The organism is Sulfitobacter sp. S190 (assembly GCF_025141935.1).
GTDB lineage: Bacteria > Pseudomonadota > Alphaproteobacteria > Rhodobacterales > Rhodobacteraceae > Sulfitobacter.
Genome location: NZ_CP081120.1, coordinates 1362929 through 1381193, shown reverse-complemented (window position 1 = coordinate 1381193; position 18265 = coordinate 1362929). Strand labels below are relative to the sequence as shown.

Here is an 18265-nt window from a genome sequence, read left to right as displayed (position 1 = left end):
AGATGCGCATTCTCATTACAAATGACGACGGTATCAACGCACCGGGCCTGAAGGTTCTGGAGGCCATTGCCCATGAGCTTGCCGGTCCGGGGGGGGATGTGTGGACCGTCGCACCCGCCTTCGAGCAGTCGGGCGTGGCCCACTGCATCAATTACACCAAGCCTACGCTGATTTCGGAATTCGGCCCGCGCCGCTTTGCGATTGACGGCAGCCCCGCGGATTGCGTGCTGTGCGCGCTATATGACCCGATGAAGGATGCGCTGCCCGACCTGGTGCTGTCGGGGGTCAACCGCGGCAATAACGCGGCGGAGAACACGCTTTATTCTGGCACCATCGGTGCCGCGATCGAAGCGGCCTTGCAAGGCTATCCGGCCATTGCGCTGTCGCAGTTCTACGGCCCCGCGAACCGCACGCTCGACAATCCGTTCGAAGCGGCGGTGCAGCATGGCGCGGAGGTCTGTCGCCGGATTTTGGCGCAGAAAACGGACGAAAAGCGCGGCTACGGCATTTTCTGGAACGTGAATTTCCCGCCCGTTCCCGGCGCCGACGTCAAGGGGATCAAACTGGCCCCGCAGGGGCGCAGGCCGGGGGTGAATTTCTCAACCGAGGCGATGACTGCGCCCAACGGACGGCGCTTTTTGTGGATCCGGGGGGGCGATCAACAGACCCCGCCCGCCGCGGGCACCGATGCGGCCGTCAATCTGGACGGTTATGTCTCCGTTACGCCGATGCGCGCCGATCTGACAGCGCATGACGCGATGGGCGGGTTGGCGGATTTCGATACGTGAGCGACGAGGCGACCAGCGAGGCGGAGCGCAAGATGCAGTTCCTGTACGCCCTGCGGTCAAAGGGCGTCACGGACAAGCGTGTGCTGGGGGCGATGGAAGCCGTCGACCGCGGCCCGTTCATCAAGGGGCTGTTTTCAGAGCGCGCCTATGAGGACATGCCGTTGCCGATTGCCTGCGGGCAGACGATCAGCCAGCCTTCGGTGGTCGGCCTGATGACGCAGGCCTTGCAGGTAAGCCCGCGCGACAAGGTGCTCGAGATCGGGACCGGTTCGGGGTACCAGGCCGCGATCCTGAGCAAGCTGGCACGAAGGGTCTATACCATCGACCGGCATCGCCGCCTAGTGCACGCCGCACGCGATGTTTTCGAGGCGCTGGACCTGACCAATATCACCGCGTTGACCGCCGATGGCAGCCACGGATTGGCCGGTCAGGCCCCGTTTGACCGTATCATCGTGACCGCCGCGGCCGAGGACCCCCCGGGCCCGCTGCTTGCCCAGCTCAAGGAAGGCGGCATCATGGTGTTGCCGGTGGGCCAGTCCGACACCGTGCAGCACCTGATCCGTGTGCGGAAAACCGCCGATGGTCTGGAATATGACGAAATGCGCGCCGTGCGCTTCGTTCCGTTGCTCGAAGGGTTGGGCAAAGACACATAATTGCGTTATACTGCTGCGAAATCCCGGGCACACGGGATGGGCAGTGATGAGGACATTCACATGACACTTCAGACTTCGCGCCGTCGGGTGCGTTTGACCCTTCTGGCGGGAGCCGCCGCAATGGCGCTGGCCGCATGCGAAAACCAGCCGCTTGATTTCGATCTGCGCGGGCTGACGGGCGGCTTTTCGACGTCGGATGCGGCGGTCAACGCGGTGGCGGATCGCCCCCGCCCCGACAGCCGCGGCGTAATTTCCTATCCCAATTACCAGGTGGCGGTGGCCAAGCGCGGCGATACGATACTGGACGTGGCACAACGCGTGGGCGTGAACGCGCAAACCTTGGGCCGCTTCAACGGCATTGCCACGGACGTGCCGCTGCGCGACGGAGAGATCATCGCGTTGCCGACCCGCGTGGCCGAACCTTCGCCCGCGACGGGTGCCCGCGGCACAGGACCGATCCAGCCCGCGGGTGTCGATATCGGCAGCCTTGCGGGGGGTGCGATTGACCGTGTGCCATCGACCGCAGGCGTACAGACGCAAACGCTCGACGCGCCGACACCGGCCGCGGCCCCACGGCAGACCGGCGCGGAACCTGTGCGCCACAAGGTGGAACGCGGGGAGAGCGCCTATACGGTGGCTCGGCTTTACAATGTGCCGGTCAAGGCGCTGGCGGAGTGGAACGGGCTTGGCCCCGATTTCGCGATCCGCGAGGGGCAGTTCCTGCTGATCCCCGTGGCCTCGCAGAAGCCGCCCTCGCAGGTACAGGCGCAGGCGCAGCCCTCGGCGGATGTGACCGCGCCGGGCAGCGGATCACCGACCCCGACCCCGCCATCCGCGGTCAAACCGCTGCCGCAGGAAAAGGTGGCGCCCGCAAAACCCGCGCCGACACAAACGGCGGCTGCCGCGCCGCCGCCAAAACCCGTGGCCGATGTCGGCAAGACCACCAAGACCCCGAAACCCGCGCAGTTGGTCACCCCGGTGACCGGCACCATCATCCGCGATTATGCCAAGGGCAAGAACGAAGGCATCAACATCAAGGCCGCCCCCGGCACCCCCGTCAAAGTGGCCGATAGCGGCACGGTCGCGGCAATTACCAAGTCGGGCGAAGGCGTGCCGATCGTTGTGGTGCGCCATGCCAACAACCTGTTGACCGTCTATGCCAACGTCACGGATGTGTCGGTGAAGAAGGGCGATAGCGTCAAACGCGGTCAGGCCATTGCCAAATTGCGCAGCGGCGACGACAGCTTTGTGCATTTCGAGGTGAGACAGGGGTTCGACAGTGTCGATCCCAACCCGTTCCTGAACGGATAAGGATCAAGGGGGCCCGCGCGGCCCCCTTTTTTGTGCGCTGTATCAGCCGTTCAGCGCAATGCCGCGCCGGCCTGCGAGATCGGTGAAATATTGCCACGCCACGCGCCCCGACCGGCTGCCGCGGGTGGCCTGCCATTCGATCGCTTCGGCGCGCAGGGTATCCTCGTCGATGTCCACGCCGTGCGCGTCGCAATACCCCCGGATCATCGCGAGATACTGGTCCTGATCGCAGGCGTGAAAGCCCAGCCAGAGGCCGAACCGGTCCGACAGTGATACTTTTTCCTCGACCGCCTCGGCGGGGTTGATCGCAGAGCCGCGTTCGTTTTCGATCATGTCGCGCGGCATGAGGTGTCGGCGGTTCGATGTGGCGTAAAGCACCACGTTGTCGGGCCGCCCTTCGATGCCGCCATCCAGTACAGCCTTGAGCGATTTGTAATGCGCGTCATCGTGGCCAAAGCTGAGGTCATCGCAAAACAGGATGAACCGCGCGTCCGACCCGCGTAGAAGGTTCAGCAGACGGCCCACTGACGGCAGGTCCTCGCGCTGCAACTCCACGATCTTGAGGGCCGGAAAATCCGCTTGAAGGCTACCGTGTACGGCTTTGACCAGACTGGATTTTCCCATGCCGCGCGCGCCCCAGAGCAAAGCGTTGTTCGCGGGCAGTCCGGCGGCGAACTGGCGTGTGTTTTCCAGCAGGGTATCGCGGGCGCGGCCGACGCCCACCAGCAGTTCGATGTCGACGCGCGACACTTTTGCCACGGGTTCAAGCCGGTCAGGGTCGGTGTGCCAGACAAACGCCTGTGCCGCGTCGAAATCCGGAGACGCCAGCGGCGCGGGAGCCATCCGCTCCAGCGCCGCCGCGATCCGGTCCATCGGATCGTCGATCATTCCTTGCGGTCCTCTACGATGGGATCTTCGGCCTCGAACTCGGCCAGATCGTCCAGCGCCTCATCGTCGAGATCTTCGTCGTCGTAATAGCCATCGGCACGCAACTGCGCCTCGCGTCTCGCGTCAACGCGGGCCACCAGCCAGATCGACACCTCGTACAGCCCGTAGACGACCACGAAGAGGATCAGCTGGGTGACCACATCGGGCGGCGTGACCAGCGCGGCCAGCAACAAGATACCGACCAGCGCGTATTTGCGCACGTTGCGCAGCCCCTCGGCCGACACCAGACCGGCCTTGCCCATAAGCGTCAGCAGCACCGGAAGCTGGAAGCACAGACCAAAGGCCACGATCATTTTCAGCGTAATATCAAGACTTTCGTTGACCTTGCCGTTAAAGACGATGTCGATGCCCGATGTCGCCTCTGCCCCTTCGGTCAGAAGTGCCGCGAGATAGGAGGCGGCGTCGGAGAAGCCCAGAAAGAACTGCATCGCCAGCGGCACAACCACGTAATGTGCAAAGGCGGCCCCCATCAGGAACAGCACCGGAGAGGCAATCAGGAACGGCAGGAAGGCCGATTTTTCGTTCTTGTAAAGGCCCGGCGCAACAAAGCGCCACAACTGGTTCGCGATGACAGGAAAGCTGATCGCGAGCCCGCCGACCATCGAGATGCGGATGAGCGTGAAGAAGTATTCCTGCGGGGCGGTGTACTGCATCACGGGGTTGGGGTTACCCAGATTGCGCATCGTGTTTTCGATCGGCACCAGCAGGAAGTCGAGAATCGCGCTGCCGAAGCTGAAGCAGATGATCATGCCCACGATAAAGGCCAGCACCGACCGGATCAGACGGGTGCGCAGTTCGGCGAGGTGTTCGATCAGCGGCGCGGTGCTGTCGTCAATGTCGTCTGTCGCGCTCATGTGTCGGCTTTCTTCTGGGGCTCGGGGCTGTCCTTGAGCTCAGCTTCGAGGGCGGAGGCTTTTTCAAGCGCTTCCTGTGCTTCGCGGGCCTTGCGTTCGGCGGCGGCGCGGGCGGTGCCGGCCTGAATCCGCTTGACGTCCTCGGCCCGCTTGGCAGCCAGTTTGGCGGTTTCGCTATCGGGATCGACATCCTTGAGCGCGGTTGTCGCGTCTTTGACGCCGTCCATCGCGGTGCCCAGCGGGTTGCTGGCCGCCTTGAGCGATTTGTTGATGCCGCTGGAGACCTCGCGCATGCCGGACTGGTCCGCCGCGTCGTTCATGGCGGAGGAAAATTCGCGCGCCATGCCTTTGGCCTTGCCCACGAACTGGCCCACCTTGCGGAACATGACCGGCAGGTCCTTCGGGCCAACGACGATCAGCGCCACGACCCCGACTACCAGCATTTCGGTCGCGCCAAGATCGAACACAGGCTTACACCTTGTCCTTATGCTCGGTGCCGACGGTTGTGCCGACGGTGTTGGCGTCGTCGGTGGACGAATGATCGGCGAGCGCTTCGTCTTTTTGTTCCTGTTCGCCTTCGCTGATGCCTTTCTTGAAGCTGGTGATGCCCTTGCCGACTTCACCCATCAGCGATGAAATCTTGCCGCGGCCGAAAAGGACCAGCACGACCACAGCGATCAGCAGCAGGCCCGGCAATCCGATATTGTTCAGCATGTCAGTTCTCCTATCAAAGATGCACCCCGGATGTCGGGGCGGTTGGCACTGGATTATCAAGAATGCTGCGCTGCCAAAACTCAAACCAGGTGAAAAAGGGGGGGCTGCGGGGGCCGGAGGCAGAAAAATCGGCCATTGCGACAATCAACTGACAGGTTTATGTCAGTTGGACCCCGGCAAAAGGAGCGGACATGACATCAAAAGGAGTTTCCCATGTCTGACCACCCTACCCCCGTCGCCGAAGTCGTGACGTTCCGACTGGTGCCCGGCACGGCGCCGGAGGCCTTTGTGCGTGCGGCGGGCGCGTTGCAGCCCGTGCTGGAGGAAACGCAGGCGGTTTTGTCGCGCAGTCTGAGCGTCGATGCCGATGGCCTGTGGACCGATCACATCACCTGGACGTCGCTCGCCGTCGCAAAGGCCACGGCCAACGCGGTCATGGTAGACCCGCGCGCCGCCCCGATGATGCAGATGATCGATGCGCAAGGCATGCAGTTGCGCCACGCCGACATCATGCTGGCCCATCCCTAGCCCATGCGCCGCACCGACCGCCTGTTTGACATCATCCAGATCCTGCGCGACGGCAAGTTGCACACCGCGCAGCAGATGGCCGACCGTCTGGAGGTATCGGTGCGCACGCTTTACCGCGATATGGACACGCTGGTGGCATCCGGCGTGCCCGTTCAGGGCGAGCGTGGCGTCGGCTATATGATTACCGAAGCGATCACGCTGCCGCCGCTGACCCTGACCGCGCAGGAGCTGGAAGCGCTGAACCTCGGGCTGGCCATTGCCGCCGAAGTGGCCGACCCCGACCTGAAATCCGCCGCAGACAGTCTGGCCGACAAGATCGACGCCGTGCTGCCGCAATCGGTTGTCGCCGAAGCGGATGCGTGGAAATTCGCGGTCTATCCCTTTGCCGATGCGGCACGTGGCTTTGCCCAGATGCCCACGTTGCGCGCCGCGATCAAGGCGCGCCAGAAGCTGCGGATCACCTATACCGCGAAGGACAGCGCGGTCACGTCGCGCATGATCCGGCCCCTGCACATGGAATATTGGGGGCGGGTGTGGACGCTGACTGCGTGGTGCGAATTGCGCAGCGATCACCGGGTGTTCCGGCTTGACCTGATCGAAAGCGCCGAAGCGTTGCCGGAACTTTTCACCGATGAGCCGGGCAAAACGATGGCCGACTATCTCAAGCGGCTCTAGCGCTTGAGCCGCCAACCGGTCTGGGGCGGGACGAACGCCTCGACCGAGGCTTGGGCAATCACGATCGTTTCCCCGTTTGCAGGCACGTTCAGCCCGCCGAACACGGCGCGGACCTCGGCGCGGCCCCGCGGCAGACGCGCGCGCAATGCGTCAAGGTCAAGCCGGTCGGGATCCTGCACCCCGATGGTGACCTGCACCCGCATATCCGCATGCGGCAGATCGAGCACTCCGAACAGCGGCAGGGACGAATGGCGCAGCGCGTCGTCGATCGCGCGGCCTGCGGCCTTGGTGTAATCCATGCCGTGCAGGTCGTTGCCCATGCCCATTTCGATGATGACACGTTGCTCAGACATCCGCTTTCTCCATATCGAAGCCGACAGACAGGGCGACATTGGCCATGATCGTGGGATGCCCGTCCCCGTCGGGGCGGGGCGCGTCCAGACCGCCGCGGGTGACGTTCACTGTCACTTGGCCATAGGGAAAGACCGCGCGCAGACGGTCGGTATCCACCGCGTCGGGGTTCTGCACGCCCACATCCAGTGTGATCTGCATGTCGGTTTTGTCAAAACCGAAAAGCTCGGCGAGATTGATCGAGTTGTGCCACAGGGCGTCCCGCACCGCACGTTCAGCGGCTTGCGTATAGTCGCCCCGCCGCAGCGATGTGCCCATCCCGAATTCTACCAGCAGTTTTTGCATGTCGTCCCCCCGGTTATGCAGTCAGGTCTTGCGCGGAAAGATAAAGCATCTGTCGCGTCTGATGGTCAGCCACATGACCGTGCCGGGCTGTGGCAGGAAAACATTCGGCACCGTGGATTTCAGGCTGGAGCCGTCAACATCCATGCGAAATTCCACAAGACTTTCGTTGCCCATGAACCGGGCGCGTTCGACCACCGCCCGTGCGGGCGTGCCGTCCACCGATGTGGGCACCGGACCCTTGCCCGCGCGGTCGAAATCGATGCGCACGTGTTGCGGGCGAAAGACGATGTCGACATCCGTGCCGTCGGGCAGACCGGGGGCCAGAAACCCGCCGAACGGCGTCTGGGCCAGCGCCCCTTCGACCCGCGCAGGCAGCACGTTCGCATCCGAGAAAAACGCCACCGACGCGCGGTCGACGGGGCGGGTATAGACGTTATAGGGCGCACCCTGCTGCACGATCTTGCCGTCGCGCATCAACGCGATCTCATCGGCCATGCGCATCGCCTCTTCGGGTTCGTGCGTGACCAGCAGAACGGCGGTGTCTTCTTCCTTGAGGATGCCGAGGGTTTCGTCGCGGATGCCATCGCGCAGGCGGTTGTCGAGCCCGCTGAAGGGTTCATCCATCAGCATGATGCGGGGCCGCGGGGCCAATGCGCGCGCCAGCGCCACCCGCTGCTGTTCGCCGCCCGACAACTGGTGCGGATAGCCGTCGATGAAGCGCAGCAGATCGACACGTGCGAGCAGTTCTTCGACCCGCGCCCGTTTGTCGGCCTTGCTCACCCCCTTGAGCCCGAAGCCCACGTTGTCGGCCACGCTCAGGTGCGGAAACAGGGCGAAATCCTGAAACATCAGACCGATTTCGCGCCGTTCGGGCGGCACGCGGAACACGGTGTCGCAAATCAGCTTTCCGTCGACGTGGATGGTGCCGCTGTCCTGCATTTCGACGCCCGCGATCATCCGCAGTGTCGTCGATTTGCCGCAGCCCGAGGGCCCCAGAAGGCACGTCACCTGCCCCGGCATGATCTGCAAGCTCACGTCGTCCACAACGGCGCGGCCGTCAAAGCTGCATTTGAGGTTGCGGATTTCTAGTCTGGGCGTGGGCGCGTCCATCGGCGGTGGCTTATCCGATCAATTCAGTCAGCTATCAGCTATCAGCCCCGCCCGCCCCCTGCAAGCGACCATGTCCGCGCGGATCAGCCCGTTAGCGTCACCTGCGTTTCGCAGACGTCCAGCCCGTTCACCTGCACGGTGATCGTGTGCACCCCGGGATGCAGCGTGAAGGTCGTCGCGTCGCCTTTGAACCGGTGCTTTTTGGTCAGCTCCAGCGGGGTTCCGGCGCTGATCCGCGCGGTCTTGAGCTTGAACACCTTCTGCGCCGTCTTGGCGCCCGGGCGGGCAAAACCGATGCGGTAATCCACCAACACCGGCAGCGAGACATCCGCGGCGAGCGTCACCGTGAAGGGCAAGACATCGCCAATGGCCACTTGGCCGGTCGCCGGAGTGATCCGGGCGCTGAGCGGCACGTCCTGCCGGTAGCCAAGCGCCGCCATCGCGCCGGGATGCCCCTGCTTTATCAGCGTGCGCAGCGCGTGGCGGCGCATCCAGTCCAGTTCTGCCTTTGCCTGCACCTCCCTTGCCTGCCAGTCGTCCAGCGTACCCAGCACGCGGTCCGGATCTGTTTTGGCAATATCGTTGAGGTGATTGGCGACCGACCGCGTGACATAGCGGGTGGGATCGCCATGCAGCCGGGTCAGCAGCGGCAGCGTCTGGTCAGGGTTCAGGCGCACGGATTTTGCCCACGGCAGCCGCGGGCGCGTGCCCTCGCTGACCAACCGCCGCACGTGATAGTTGTCATCCTGCGCCCATTCATGCAGCCGCGCGAGCGTTTCGGCAGGCCAGCGGTTCAGGAAGGGCCGGATGTAGAACTCCATCGAGAAGCGTTGCGTCGCAGCATACAGCAGATCGAGCGCGCGGTCGCGGTGGTGTTCGAGCCCGTGGCGCACCGCCAGAATGCCCGGCACCGCGTGGATGAACTGCCCGAAGTCATCGTCGCGCAGGGTCGGGTCCAGTGGCGGCGGCAGTGCGGCTTCGAGCTGGTCCGCCATCGTGGGGAAATCGCCCGCCAGCTGCGCCTGTGCGCAATCGGCGAGCCAGTCCAGCCGTTCGAGCAACTCGCGCCCGTCAAACCCGCCGAGCGCCTTGGCGGTGAAGGCATCACCGTCAAAGCCCGGTACACCGCGGGCGAAATCCTCCGCCAGCTGTGCCACGGTCTGCGGGTTGAACAGGTGGTCCTTGAGCGAAAACCGTTCTGCCACAGCGGCTTACATCGTGATGTTCGTGGCGCCACCGTCCAGAAGGATGGATTGGCCCACGATGAAACCGGCGTGTGTGGAACACAGGAATGCGCAGGCCGCCCCGAATTCCGCCGCGGTGCCGTAGCGCCCCGCAGGGATGGTTGCCGCGCGTTGGGCGCGCGCCTCTTCAAGGGTGATGCCTTGCGATTTGACCACCGCGCCGTCGAGCGAATCCGCGCGGTCCGTCGCGTGGATGCCGGGCAGCAGGTTGTTGATGGTCACGCCCGATCCCGCAACCTGCCGCGAGGTGCCCGCGACGTAGCCCGTCAGACCGGTGCGGGCGGAGTTGCTGAGCCCCAGCACCCCGATGGGCGCGCGCACCGACTGCGATGTGATGTTGACCACCCGGCCCCAGCCGCGGTCCATCATGGCGGGCACCAGCCCTTTGATCAGGGCGATCGGCGCCAGCATGTTGGCGTCCAGCGCCGCGATGAAATCGTCGCGGTCCCAGTCCTGCCACATGCCCGGAGGGGGGCCGCCCGCATTGTTCACCAGAATGTCCGCCGCCCCCGCGGCATCGATCACGGCGGCCTGACCGTCCTGTGTCGCCACATCGGCCGCCACGGTTTGCACATTGACACCGTAGGTGCCGCGCAGCCGGTCCGCTTCGGCGTCAAGCGTTTCCGCGCCGCGTGCGTTCATCACCAGATCGACACCGGCGGCGGCCAGTGCTTCGGCACAGCCCAGTCCCAAACCCTTTGACGAGGCGCACACCAGCGCCCGTTTGCCTTTGATCCCCAGATCCATGCCGTTCTCCTTCGGTTGCGTTTCGGCCATAGCTAACACCAGCGCAAGCAGGGTTGCCAGCAAAACACCGCGCCGTTGACCGCTGCGTGCCACAATCCTACGTTACTGCCATGTCCGGCAGTCCCTAAGAAAGCGCGCGCATGTCCCAAGGCACCCCTTCATCGCAGAGTGTTCCCGTCTTTGTGGCGGACCAGTTTCGCGCGACCGATGGTGCGAACATGGGCGACCTGCTGTCGTTTGCCAACGAGCTGATCCTCGATGATGTGTACGAGCTGAGCTTTGGCGCCGATCCCGCGCGGTTGTCGCTGCTAGCGGCGGATGACGCGAGTTTTCTGGTCGGGACCGACACGCAGATCGGCACCCCCGGGGCGCGCATCCACATGGACAGTGCGCTGACATTCATGTCGCCCGAGGGGCAGATCCACGATGCGATTTTGCTGGTCGAAGTTGACGACGCGGGCCATGTGGCCGAGATTTTCCTGCTGCCCTTTGCCAGCCTCTTGCCGCAGGTGGAGTACCGGCTTGTCGGGATCGACCGCGACGGGGCAAAGACGAAATTCGCCCAGGTTGCCTGTGTCAGTTTTACCCGCGGCACCCACATCACGATGGCGACGGGCGCCCAGACCCCCGTCGAGGATTTGCGGGTCGGCGACCGTATCCTGACGCGCGACGATGGCATACAGACGTTGCGTTGGATCGGGCATACCACCACCCGCGCGGTGGGCGAATTCGCTCCGATCCGCATCACAGCGGGGACGCTCAGCAACGAAAACGATCTGATCGTCAGCCCCGATCACCGGCTGTTCATCTACCAGCGCGTGGACGAGTTGGGCGCGGGGCGCGCCGAGCTGCTGGTCAAGGCCCGCCATCTGGTGGATCATGAGACGGTGCTGGTCCAGCAGGGCGGGTTTGTCGATTACTACCAGTTGCTGTTTGACAGCCACCAGATCATCTATGCCGAAGGGATTGCCGCGGAATCGATGCTGATCGACAGCCGCACACGGCCGGTGTTGCCCCACGATCTGTCGCGCAACCTCGGTGATGTGATCCCCGGACATTCCAACCTGCCCCACGCCGGTCTGGATGTGCAGGAAGGGTTGCTGCGCCGCCCCGATGCCGCCGCTCTGCTGCGCAAGGCATCCGGCAGATAGCCGCGCTTGCGCCCGCCCGCAGGTCAGGTATGAACGGCCAACGCTGCATTCCCTTGCCCCCTTAGGACCCACACCCATGTTGGACACCCCCACCAATCGCCCCGACCTGCCCGCCGAAATCGCGCGCCGCCGGACCTTTGCGATCATCAGCCACCCCGATGCGGGCAAGACGACGCTGACGGAAAAGTTCCTGCTGTTCGGGGGAGCGATCCAGATGGCGGGACAGGTGCGCGCCAAGGGTGAGGCGCGCCGCACGCGGTCGGACTTCATGGCGATGGAAAAGGACCGCGGCATTTCGGTATCCGCCTCCGCGATGTCCTTCGATTTTCTCAATCGCGGGACCAATTACCGCTTCAACCTCGTGGACACGCCGGGCCACTCCGACTTTTCCGAAGATACCTACCGGACGCTGACGGCGGTGGATGCGGCGGTGATGGTGATTGACGGGGCCAAGGGGGTCGAGAGCCAGACGCAAAAGCTGTTTGAAGTGTGCCGGATGCGCGATCTGCCGATCCTCACGTTCTGTAACAAGATGGACCGCGAAAGCCGCGATGTGTTCGAGATCATCGACGAAATCCAGGAAAACCTGGCCATCGATGTAACGCCTGCCAGCTGGCCCATCGGCGTCGGCCGCGATTTTCTGGGCTGCTACGACATTCTGCGCGACCGGCTGGAGCTGATGGACCGCGCCGACCGCAACAAGGTCGCCGAGAGTATCGAGATCAACGGGCTGGACGACCCCAAGCTGGAAGAACATGTACCCGCCGACCTGCTGGCCAAGCTGCGCGAGGATCTGGAGATGGTGCGCGAGCTGATGCCGCCGCTTGATCCGGCGCTGATGGCGGAGGGCTCGCTCACGCCCATATGGTTCGGGTCGGCGATCAACAGCTTTGGCGTCAAGGAGCTGATGGCGGGCATCGCCACCTACGGGCCAGAGCCGCAGATCCAGTCGGCCGAGCCGCGCCAGATATTGCCCGAAGAGAAGAAGGTCGCCGGTTTCGTGTTCAAGGTGCAGGCCAATATGGACCCCAAGCACCGCGACCGCGTCGCCTTTGTGCGGCTGGCATCGGGGCATTTCCAGCGCGGCATGAAAATGACCCATGTGCGGACCAAAAAGCCGATGGCGATCACCAATCCGGTGATGTTTCTGGCCTCCGATCGCGAATTGGCCGAGGAGGCCTGGGCCGGGGATATCATCGGTATCCCCAACCACGGACAGCTGCGCATCGGGGACACGCTGACCGAAGGTGAAGCGCTGCGCGTGTCGGGCATCCCGTCCTTTGCGCCGGAGCTTTTGCAGGGCGTGCGGGCGGGCGATCCGCTTAAGGCCAAGCACCTTGAAAAGGCGCTGATGCAGTTTGCCGAGGAAGGGGCGGCGAAGGTGTTCAAACCCTCGATCGGATCGGGCTTTGTGGTGGGCGTTGTCGGCCAGCTGCAGTTCGAAGTGCTGGCCAGCCGGATCGAGCTGGAATACGGGCTGCCCGTGCGTTTCGAGCAATCGCAGTTTACCTCGGCGCGGTGGGTCAACGGGGCCCGCGCGGCGGTCGAGAAATTTGCCGATGCCAACAAGCAGCACATCGCCCATGATCACGACGGTGACATCGTGTATCTGACGCGCCTGCAATGGGACATCGACCGTGTTGAGCGGGATTATCCGGATGTGACATTGACCGCGACCAAAGAAATGATGGTGTAATCGCGTGACCTGGGGCGTGGTGTCGACCATCAAGGCGGAGGCGCCCGCGATCCTCCGGTTTGTGGCCTACCATCTGCACACGGGCGCGGCGCGGCTGTATCTGTACCTCGACGCGCCCTGCCCTGCGGCCGAAGCCGCGCTGCGCGACCGCCCCGAAGTGGTGCTGACGCAGTGCGACGAGGCCTATTGGGCCGCACGCAAGGGCGGACGGCCCGATGCCCATCAGGCCCGCCAGACCATCAACGCCACACGGGCGTACCACGAGGCACGCGATCTGGAGTGGATCACACATATCGATGTGGACGAGTTTCTGGTGCCGCGGACACCGATCGATGCGCAACTGGCCGCACTCGGGCCGCAGGTGTTGAACGCCCGCGCCCGTCCGATGGAGTTGTTGGCCGATGGCAGCGGTGATGCGTTCAAACAGTTTGTCCCGCAAGGACCGCAGCGCGAGCCCACGGTGTCACGGCTCTATCCCCATTTCGGCGAGTTTCTCAAAGGCGGTTTCCTGAGCCATATCGCGGGCAAGGTGTTTGTGCGTACAGGGCTGCCAGATGTGAAGCTGCGCATCCACAACGTGTTCCAGAACGGCGAAATGAACCCCGCGGGTGTCGAACTGCCCGGTTGCCAGCTGGCGCATTTTCACGCCCCTTCGTGGGAGGCGTGGCAGCGCAGTTTCCACTACCGGTTCGAGCAGGGATCATACCGCGCCGATCTGGGCCCGGCAAAGCCGCGCAAACGCGGCGGCATCACCACCCACGAGCTGTTTGATTTTCTGATGCAGGACGACCCCGAGGCCGGATTGCGCCGGTTTTTCGACGAGGTCTGCGCCGACAGCCCCGATTTGCGCGCCCGGCTTGAGGCGGAGGGGCTGCTGTACGTGCAGTCGATCCCATTTGACACATATGTGCGCAAATATTTTCCTCAGACGTCAATGATTTGACGCCACAACCTGCGTTTGCTATGCGCAGACCCAAGATGCAGCGGCCCCGGCCGCGGTCGCGTTGACGCGATGGGCCATGCGGGCCTGCACGAAAGATGCCGCGGGCCAAGTCAGTGTCCGCAACATACGGATACACATGACGAAATTTACCGATCTCAACCTTAATCCAAAGGTACTCAAGGCGATTGCCGAAGCGGGCTATGAAAGCCCCACACCGATTCAGGCAGGCGCCATTCCCCCCGCCCTCGAGGGGCGCGACGTGCTGGGCATCGCCCAGACAGGCACCGGCAAGACCGCCAGCTTTGTTCTGCCGATGATCACCGCGCTGGCGCGGGGCCGTGCACGCGCCCGGATGCCGCGCAGTCTGGTGCTCTGCCCGACCCGCGAACTGGCCGCACAGGTGGCCGAGAATTTCGACACCTACACCAAGCACCTGAAGCTGACGAAGGCGCTGTTGATTGGCGGCGTGTCGTTCAAGGAACAGGACACGCTGATCGACAAGGGCGTGGACGTGCTGATCGCGACACCGGGCCGTTTGCTGGACCATTTCGAGCGCGGTAAACTGATCTTGTCCGACGTGAAAGTGATGGTCGTCGACGAAGCGGACCGGATGCTCGATATGGGTTTCATCCCCGATATCGAACGCATTTTCGGGCTGACACCGTTTACCCGCCAGACGCTGTTCTTTTCGGCGACAATGGCCCCCGAAATCGAGCGGATCACCAATACGTTCCTGTCGAACCCCGAGCGGGTCGAAGTGGCCCGTCAGGCGACGACATCGGAAAACATCGAACAGGGTGTGCTGATGTTCAAGGCATCGCGCAAGGACCGCGAAGCCAGCGAAAAGCGCAAGGTTTTGCGCGCGTTGATCGACGCGGAGGGCGAGAAATGCACCAACGCGATCATCTTTTGCAACCGCAAGATGGATGTGGACGTGGTGGCCAAATCGCTCAAGAAATATGGCTATGACGCGGCCCCGATCCACGGCGATCTGGACCAGAGCCAGCGGACACGCACGCTTGACGGTTTCCGCAATGGCGAGCTGCGCTTTCTTGTGGCGTCCGACGTGGCCGCGCGCGGTCTGGATGTGCCGTCGGTCAGCCATGTTTTCAACTTCGACGTGCCCAGCCATGCCGAGGACTATGTCCACCGCATCGGCCGCACGGGCCGCGCGGGCCGCGATGGCAAAGCCATCATGATCTGCGTGCCGCGCGACGAGAAGAATTTCGAGGATGTTGAGCGATTGGTGCAGAAGGCGATCCCGCGGCTCGACAACCCGCTTGGCGGGGCCAAGGCCGATGACGCGGCACCGGCGCAGAAGTCTGACGCGAATCCCGAGGGCGACAAGACCGACAAGCCTAAGCGTACCCGGTCGCGCAGCCGCAAATCGGATGAGGCGCCCAAGGAAGCACAGCAGGAGGCCAAGGCCGACCCTGTGGCGGAGCAGCCCGCGGTGCAGACCGAAGAGCCACGAAAGACCGAAGAACCCAAGCGCCAGCAGCGTGGCAAACACGACGATGGCAACAAATCCCAACGTGGCGGCCGTGGCCGTGGCGGCAAGGGAGGCGACAACAACCGTCGCGGTGGCAATCAGGTCGTGGGTCTGGGCGATCATACGCCCGGTTTCATCGAAATGAGCTTTGAGGAGCGTCAGAAGGCCTGACCCCTCCCCAAACGTAAGATCAAAAAAGGCCCGCCTGCAGGGATGCAGGCGGGCCTTTTATTTTGTGTGTCCCCCCTTGCGGGGGGTGCCAGGGATCAGCTCAGACGGCTGACCACCACGGTGACTTCGGGCTTTTTGCCGATCTCGCCAAAGGCGGATTGCCGTGCCGCTTTGCGCAGACCGTCGTTCAGCGCCTCGTCGTCGCGCAGCGTTTTGGCTTTTTGACGACCCAACCACTGGCTCAGGTCCGCTTCGACCACATCGACCAGTGCGGCGCGGCTGTTGCCCGTTTCGGGCAGGCCCATCACGTCGACCCACGGATCACCGAGCGGTTCATCCTCGTCGTCCATGATGACCGTCACGGTCAGATGACCGTTCAGCGCCATGCGGATGCGGTCGCGCACGACACCGTCCATCGCACCGTATTGCACCGAGCCGTCGAGATAGGTGCGGCCGGTGTCGATGTATTCGGCGATCTTGGGCGCGTTGCCGGACAGATCGACCATCATGCCGTTGACCGCAAGCACGCCGGTGATGCCTTTGCCGTCGGCGATTTTCACGTGTTCGCGCAGATGGCGGTGTTCGCCGTGCATCGGGATCAGCACCTGCGGCTTGATGATGTCGTGCAGCGTTTCAAGATCGGGACGGTTGGCGTGGCCCGACACGTGATATTTGCCCGAACTGTCGTCAACCACATCCACGCCCATTTCCGAGAACTGGTTCATGATGCGGATCACGCCCTTTTCGTTGCCCGGGATGGTCTTGGAGGAAAAGAGGAACATGTCGCCCTCTTGCATTTCCAGCCCCATGTACTTGCCCCGCGCAAGCTGTGCGGAGGCGGCCCGGCGTTCGCCCTGGCTGCCGGTGACCAGAAGCATCAGATTTTCGCGCGGAATGTCGCGTGCGGCTTCGGGGCTGACGGTACCGGGGAAGTCGGCCAGTACGCCGGTTTCCTGTGCCGCGTCGACCATGCGTTTCATCGCACGGCCCAACAGCACGATAGAGCGCCCTGCCCGCTGGCCCGCTTCGGCCAGTGTTTTCACACGCGCCACGTTGGAGGCGAATGTCGTGGCCACGACCATGCCCTTGGCCGAGGCGACCAGAGCTTCGATGTCAGGGCCGATCGTGGCCTCAGAGCGGCCCGCATCGGGGCTGAAGACATTCGTGCTGTCGCACACCAGCGCCTTGACGCCGTCCTTGGCGATGTCCTCAAAAGCGGCAGGATCGAAAGGTTCGCCGACGCCCGGCGTCAGATCGACCTTGAAGTCGCCCGAATGCACGACCCGCCCCGCAGGCGTGTCGATGACGAGCGCGCTGCTTTCGGGGATGGAGTGGGAAATCGGCTGGAAGCCAACCTTGAAGGGGCCGGCCTCGATTGTTTCGGGCCAAGGCGACGCAATGCGTACCGCATCATCGGGATGGCCGTATTCGTCCATCTTGCGGCGCGCGATGTTGGCGGTAAACGTCCGCGCATAAATCGGGGCCTGCAGTTTGTCCCACGTGTGGGCAACACCGCCCACGTGATCTTCGTGGGCGTGGGTGACAAAGATCGCTTCGATCCGGTCACGCCGTTCGACCAGCCACGCGATGTCGGCGATGATCAGGTCAACGCCGGGGCTGGTATCCATGTCGGGGAAGGCGACGCCAAGGTCCACCACGATCAACCGCTCCTTACCGGGGCGGCCATAGCCGTAGACATAGGCGTTCATGCCAATTTCGCCTGCCCCACCGAGGGGCAGATAAATCAATCGTTCGCTGCTCATTGTTCAGCACATTCCTTGTTATACTTATGTATCACGGTCAAACCGTGCATCGTCAGTTCATCTTGGTATTCGTCAAACAGGGTCACGGCCTGCTGAAACAGCGGCGCCAACCCTCCAGTCGAGATAACTTTCATATCGCGGTCCCGTTCCGCCTTGATCCGGGCACATATCTCACGGACCAGACCGACATAACCCCAAAAGACACCCGATTGCATACAAGCGACGGTATTCGTACCGACAACCGCTTGTGGTTTGGAAATATCGACGTGGGGCAAGGCCGCTGCAGCGTTATGTAGGGCTTCGAGTGACAGATTAACACCCGGTGCGATCACCCCTCCGACATATGCGCCGTCTGACGCTACGACATCAAAGGTGGTTGCGGTGCCGAAATCGACCACGATCAGGTCACCGCCGTAAAGATCATGACCCGCCACTGTGTTGACCAGCCTGTCCGGCCCCACCGCGGTCCCTTCGTCGACGCGCACATCCACCGGCAGCGCGCACTCCGGTTTGCCCACGACAAGCGGGCGCGTGTTGAAGTACCGGTCCGCAAAGACCCGCAGGTTGAACACCACACGCGGCACCGTGGAGCTGATGATCACATCGGTGATTTCGACGTCGAGCTGCTGGAATTTCATCAGGCTGCTGAGCCATACGTAATACTGGTCCGCCGTGCGCTGCCATTCGGTGGCCGTGCGCCAGGTTGCGATAAAGGACGACCCGTCCCAGATCGAAAAGACGGTATTGGTGTTGCCGCAATCAATCGCCAGAAGCATGTGCT

20 protein-coding genes are annotated in these 18265 nt (G+C 63.3%); 9 read left to right on the top strand and 11 right to left on the bottom strand.

Translation table 11 applies throughout. The features are described from left to right. Positions 1-2 precede the first annotated feature (2 nt). From surE to K3756_RS07105, 3 genes are read left to right on the top strand one after another with little or no spacing between them, the layout of a single operon-like run. On the top strand, positions 3-788 hold the full coding sequence (gene surE, locus K3756_RS07115; RefSeq protein WP_259992283.1) for a 5'/3'-nucleotidase SurE: 786 nt from the start codon (positions 3-5) through the stop codon (positions 786-788). Then, positions 785-1441 carry a protein-L-isoaspartate(D-aspartate) O-methyltransferase gene (locus K3756_RS07110; RefSeq protein WP_259992281.1) on the top strand — a complete coding sequence of 219 codons (657 nt, stop codon included), beginning with the start codon at positions 785-787 and terminating at the stop codon, positions 1439-1441. The genes surE and K3756_RS07110 overlap by 4 nt, the downstream gene beginning before the upstream one ends. A 60-nt stretch (positions 1442-1501) precedes the next feature. Next, positions 1502-2752, top strand: coding sequence for a peptidoglycan DD-metalloendopeptidase family protein (locus K3756_RS07105; RefSeq protein ID WP_259992279.1), 1251 nt, complete (start codon positions 1502-1504; stop codon positions 2750-2752). 42 nt (positions 2753-2794) lie between these two features. Here K3756_RS07105 and K3756_RS07100 read toward each other — a convergent pair whose 3' ends face one another. Genes K3756_RS07100 through tatA form a run of 4 tightly spaced genes read right to left on the bottom strand, consistent with a single transcriptional unit; the run spans position 2795 to position 5268 of the window. Continuing rightward, complete coding sequence (locus K3756_RS07100; protein ID WP_259992278.1) at positions 2795-3640, bottom strand: ATP-binding protein; 846 nt, start codon at positions 3638-3640, stop codon at positions 2795-2797. Beyond that, positions 3637-4554 (bottom strand): twin-arginine translocase subunit TatC, encoded by a 918-nt coding sequence (gene tatC / locus K3756_RS07095; protein WP_259992275.1) that lies wholly within the window; start codon positions 4552-4554, stop codon positions 3637-3639. Before tatC ends, K3756_RS07100 begins: the two co-directional genes overlap by 4 nt. Then, a complete protein-coding gene (gene tatB, locus K3756_RS07090) occupies positions 4551-5021 on the bottom strand; it encodes a Sec-independent protein translocase protein TatB (protein ID WP_259992273.1) in 471 nt (156 codons plus the stop codon). Before tatB ends, tatC begins: the two co-directional genes overlap by 4 nt. Before the next feature lie 4 nt (positions 5022-5025). Next, positions 5026-5268: a twin-arginine translocase TatA/TatE family subunit gene (gene tatA, locus K3756_RS07085; protein WP_259992271.1), complete on the bottom strand. Its 243-nt coding sequence runs from the start codon at positions 5266-5268 to the stop codon at positions 5026-5028. A 213-nt stretch (positions 5269-5481) separates the two neighbouring features. Between tatA and K3756_RS07080 the strand changes: the two genes are divergently transcribed. Together K3756_RS07080 and K3756_RS07075 are read left to right on the top strand one after the other, a co-directional pair. Beyond that, entirely contained in the window at positions 5482-5796 is a 315-nt protein-coding gene (locus tag K3756_RS07080; protein WP_259992269.1) for a hypothetical protein, read from the top strand. A gap of 3 nt (positions 5797-5799) precedes the next feature. Next, positions 5800-6471, top strand: coding sequence for a YafY family protein (locus K3756_RS07075; RefSeq protein WP_259992267.1), 672 nt, complete (start codon positions 5800-5802; stop codon positions 6469-6471). Here K3756_RS07075 and K3756_RS07070 read toward each other — a convergent pair. The 5 genes from K3756_RS07070 to K3756_RS07050 all read right to left on the bottom strand — a co-directional run bounded on the left by K3756_RS07070 (position 6468) and on the right by K3756_RS07050 (position 10268). Then, entirely contained in the window at positions 6468-6824 is a 357-nt protein-coding gene (locus K3756_RS07070) for a Lin0512 family protein (protein WP_259992265.1), read from the bottom strand. The two genes, K3756_RS07075 and K3756_RS07070, sit on opposite strands and share 4 nt — an antisense overlap. Further along, positions 6817-7167, bottom strand: a complete 351-nt coding sequence (locus tag K3756_RS07065) for a Lin0512 family protein (RefSeq protein ID WP_259992263.1) — start codon at positions 7165-7167, stop codon at positions 6817-6819. The genes K3756_RS07070 and K3756_RS07065 overlap by 8 nt, the downstream gene beginning before the upstream one ends. Before the next feature lie 21 nt (positions 7168-7188). Continuing rightward, complete coding sequence (locus tag K3756_RS07060; RefSeq protein ID WP_259992261.1) at positions 7189-8277, bottom strand: ABC transporter ATP-binding protein; 1089 nt, start codon at positions 8275-8277, stop codon at positions 7189-7191. An 83-nt stretch (positions 8278-8360) separates the two neighbouring features. Next, positions 8361-9482 carry a DNA alkylation repair protein gene (locus K3756_RS07055; protein ID WP_259992259.1) on the bottom strand — a complete coding sequence of 374 codons (1122 nt, stop codon included), beginning with the start codon at positions 9480-9482 and terminating at the stop codon, positions 8361-8363. Between the two features lie 6 nt (positions 9483-9488). Continuing rightward, a complete protein-coding gene (locus K3756_RS07050; protein WP_259993510.1) occupies positions 9489-10268 on the bottom strand; it encodes an SDR family oxidoreductase in 780 nt (259 codons plus the stop codon). 140 nt (positions 10269-10408) lie between these two features. Here K3756_RS07050 and K3756_RS07045 point away from each other — a divergent pair, with 140 nt between their 5' ends. The 4 genes from K3756_RS07045 to K3756_RS07030 all read left to right on the top strand — a co-directional run bounded on the left by K3756_RS07045 (position 10409) and on the right by K3756_RS07030 (position 15721). Next, positions 10409-11419 carry a Hint domain-containing protein gene (locus K3756_RS07045; protein ID WP_259992257.1) on the top strand — a complete coding sequence of 337 codons (1011 nt, stop codon included), beginning with the start codon at positions 10409-10411 and terminating at the stop codon, positions 11417-11419. A 76-nt stretch (positions 11420-11495) separates the two neighbouring features. Beyond that, complete coding sequence (locus K3756_RS07040; protein WP_259992255.1) at positions 11496-13115, top strand: peptide chain release factor 3; 1620 nt, start codon at positions 11496-11498, stop codon at positions 13113-13115. Positions 13116-13119: 4 nt separating this feature from the next. Then, positions 13120-14058, top strand: a complete 939-nt coding sequence (locus K3756_RS07035) for a glycosyltransferase family 2 protein (protein WP_259992253.1) — start codon at positions 13120-13122, stop codon at positions 14056-14058. Positions 14059-14194: 136 nt separating this feature from the next. Further along, complete coding sequence (locus K3756_RS07030) at positions 14195-15721, top strand: DEAD/DEAH box helicase (protein ID WP_259992251.1); 1527 nt, start codon at positions 14195-14197, stop codon at positions 15719-15721. A gap of 95 nt (positions 15722-15816) precedes the next feature. Here K3756_RS07030 and K3756_RS07025 read toward each other — a convergent pair whose 3' ends face one another. Both K3756_RS07025 and K3756_RS07020 read right to left on the bottom strand, forming a co-directional pair. Beyond that, positions 15817-17484 carry a ribonuclease J gene (locus K3756_RS07025; RefSeq protein ID WP_259992248.1) on the bottom strand — a complete coding sequence of 556 codons (1668 nt, stop codon included), beginning with the start codon at positions 17482-17484 and terminating at the stop codon, positions 15817-15819. After that, positions 17481-18260: a type III pantothenate kinase gene (locus K3756_RS07020; protein ID WP_259992246.1), complete on the bottom strand. Its 780-nt coding sequence runs from the start codon at positions 18258-18260 to the stop codon at positions 17481-17483. Before K3756_RS07020 ends, K3756_RS07025 begins: the two co-directional genes overlap by 4 nt. Positions 18261-18265 lie beyond the last annotated feature (5 nt).